The following is a 2,949-nucleotide window of genomic DNA, read 5'->3' on the forward strand; positions in this document are numbered from 1 at the left end:
ATTGTGTTCGATGTTACATTACCTGAGTGAGGCGCGCGTGCAAGAAGCCGATTGCTGAGCGTGAACGTCCGCTTGTGGCCGAAAGCGGCCCCTCGAAATCTACGAATTTCCATGATCTGAACGTCCGCTTTCGAGAAAAGCAGACATTCACGGTCTAACCGAAGAGTGCCGTCAATTCTGGATCTGAGGAACGGCTGCTTTGTCCCCGGAACCGGCCGTTAAGGTAATATTGACGAAACGGGCCGCTTGTGACCCAAAGCGGACATCGTGCGTGCGAGCAATTAGACTGTGGGAATCGGAAATCTAGGGAGAGGCCACCATGCTCCACCCGCGCCCTGTCTGGTTCGCACTCGTTCTTGCGACATTGGTGCTGCTGAATACCGCCGCCGCCCAAGACGACGACTTGCGCATCATCGAGTTCGAGACCACCGAGGTCACGGCTCCTCATGTGGTTGTTTCCCCCGATGGGGAATCTCTGATCCTCACACTTCTCGGCAAACTGTTTCGCTTGCCAAGCGAAGGCGGTGAAGCAAAGCAACTCACCTTTGGACCCTATTTTGATACCGACCCCGTGATCTCCCCCGATGGCAGTCTCCTGGCCTTTACGTCAGACCGGGACGGGAGCGAAGGCAACATCTTTCTGCTGAATCTGTCGTCCGGAGAAGTCCGCCAAGTCACCCATGAGCTGTCCGCCGCCCGGCCAGCGTGGACTAAGGATGGCGAGGGCCTCGTATATCTGAGTTTCACTCGCCAGGCCCGCGACTCGCCTCAGCCCTGGAAAGTCGGAGAGAGTCCGACACCGACCACGCCGGCCGTCATACGCCGGCTCGTGCTGCATGGGGAGGGGGACGTGGAAGCGGTCACGGTGGACCCCCAACTCATCCGGTCCGTATTTTTCCTACCCGACGGTCGCTTGGCATGGACGGTGATTGAGCCGAAATCGGACGATTGGTCTTCCAACCCGGAAGCCACTACCCGAGTCGAGGTGATGGATGAGGGGGGCACTGTATCGACCCTTCGGACGATTGCCGGTTACCCCGATTGCTTCGCAGCCAGCCCCACCGGCGACGGGCTCTACTACCGGCGCTCGCATCGGTTCTGGGATTCGTGGGTTCCCGCCTCGGAGGACCTGGTGTTCGCCCCTGTCCATGAGGGACCCGAGATCTTCATCGCTCCACTCTCGCGGCGACGGGGCTGGGCCCGGCGGTTTGCACTGGCACCGAAGAACGGAGACATCTATTTGGGTGAAGCAGGACGAATCTGGAAGATCGATGTGTCGAGTGGCGCCTGGGAGCCCATTCCCTTCCGCGCGAAAGTCAGTCTGCAGGTTCGAGATCCCGTTCCACCGCTCAAGCAGTCCTTCAATCCAGCCGAAACGCCGGTGCCGGACCCCGTCCTCTTGCAACGCGTACGCGTGTTGGATTTCCGCGCGGGAGGCTTCGGGCTGGAGACGTCTCTGCTGATCCAAGAAGGCCGAATTCTCAGGATCGGCCCGGAGCCCAGGCTGCTCCCCAGCGAGACGACGATAGTCGATACTCGGGGCCGATTCGCCATTCCGGGGTTGTTCGACCTGCACATCCACGGTGGAGATCCCGAAGCCTTCCTTTCATACGGGGTCACTTCGGTGCGCTCTCTGGGCTGGGGTTGGGAAGAATCCGCCTCGGCACCGCGGTCGTTCTCGACGGAGCCAAACCTCGGAGACCAGTACATCGGCAGCGAACAGGATGCTCGGAGCTACGTCCGCTTGTGGAAGGGCCGTGCTGCTCAGCTCATCAAGATCTACAACACGATATCGAGGCCGTTGCAGCGTGCTGCTGCGGAGGAAGCTCGCCGGCTTCGTCTTCCGGTTGCTGGGCACGGGACCACCGTACAAGAAATCACCCAGAACGTAATCCTGGGCTACTCCTTTCTCGAGCATGCCGCAGGCCCGAGTCGCGTTTACAAAGATGTTCTCACGATGCTTGCCATGTCGGGCACTCGTTGGGATCCGACCCTGGCGGTGCGCGGAGGACAGGCCCTCCTACTGCGCGACGCCCCCGGACGTCGGAAAGAGGTGCCAGGGTCTGTCCCACTCGTGCCGCCTTTCTTGCGTCAACTCGACACTCAACTGCTCCGTGGGTACTGGGCGGACCAACTGGCCGCGGTTCGTGACGCACATCGCCACGGGGTGAAGCTCCACGCTGGAACCGATCAAGGCGCGGGATTCCTGCACTGGGAGCTGGAGCATTTCGTCCAAGCCGGACTACCACCGCTTGAGGTGATTCGGATTGCCACCCAGGAGGGGGCGGTGGCCGTCGGGGCGGAAGACCACCTCGGCACGCTCGAGCCCGGCAAGCTGGCCGACCTCGTTTTGCTGGATAAGAATCCCCTCGAAGACATCAAGAATACCCAGAGCATTTGGCGGGTAATCAAGGGTGGGTGGATGTTCGACCCCGAGGCGATGCAGCCGGACCGGAATTAAAGGGAACGTTCAGGCGATCACTGGCCGTCACATTTAGGCTGAACTTGCCATGTCCGCTCCTGGCCGAAAGCGGACGTTTGATTCGCCGTTCCAATGTGGGGAATTTGCGCAACTTGACGTAAATTCACTGCAAAAAATGCTCGTCAAATAAGAAAATTTTGCCCTATTTTCGCCTCTAATACCCGGCTCGCTGGCCAATTTTCCAGGAAAAATGTGGGTGTAATAGGGCCAAGAAATTGAGATCGTTGTGTTTACTGGCTTGCAGCCGTTTTGATAGTCCTTTTGATAGTACTTTGATAGTAACTTTGATAGTAACTTTGATAGTAACTTTGATAGTCCCCCTGATACCCCATTGAACGCGCAGACCCCTAAGCGCGTGGCCTGATCCCGGTTTTGCTGACCATTGACAGGCGTCTTCTGATCATTCCACTGTAGATCACAGAACGTGCCACAAGGCCGCCACGGGATTACAGAAGGATCAGCATGCA

1 protein-coding gene is annotated in these 2,949 nt (G+C 58.6%); it reads left to right on the top strand.

Going from position 1 to position 2,949, the window contains the following annotated elements:
* Nucleotides 1–319 precede the first annotated feature (319 nt).
* Nucleotides 320–2,461: an amidohydrolase family protein gene (locus tag O6929_02035; GenBank protein MCZ6479176.1), complete on the top strand. Its 2,142-nt coding sequence runs from the start codon at nt 320–322 to the stop codon at nt 2,459–2,461.
* The last annotated feature ends 488 nt before the right edge of the window (nt 2,462–2,949 follow it).

It is taken from the genome of Candidatus Methylomirabilota bacterium, assembly GCA_027293415.1.
Lineage (GTDB): Bacteria > Methylomirabilota > Methylomirabilia > Methylomirabilales > CSP1-5 > CSP1-5.

Coding starts and splice junctions, on each gene's coding strand:
- O6929_02035 (MCZ6479176.1), top strand. CDS start 320: ATGCTCCACCCGCGCCCTGTCTGGTTCGCACTCGTTCTTGCGACATTG.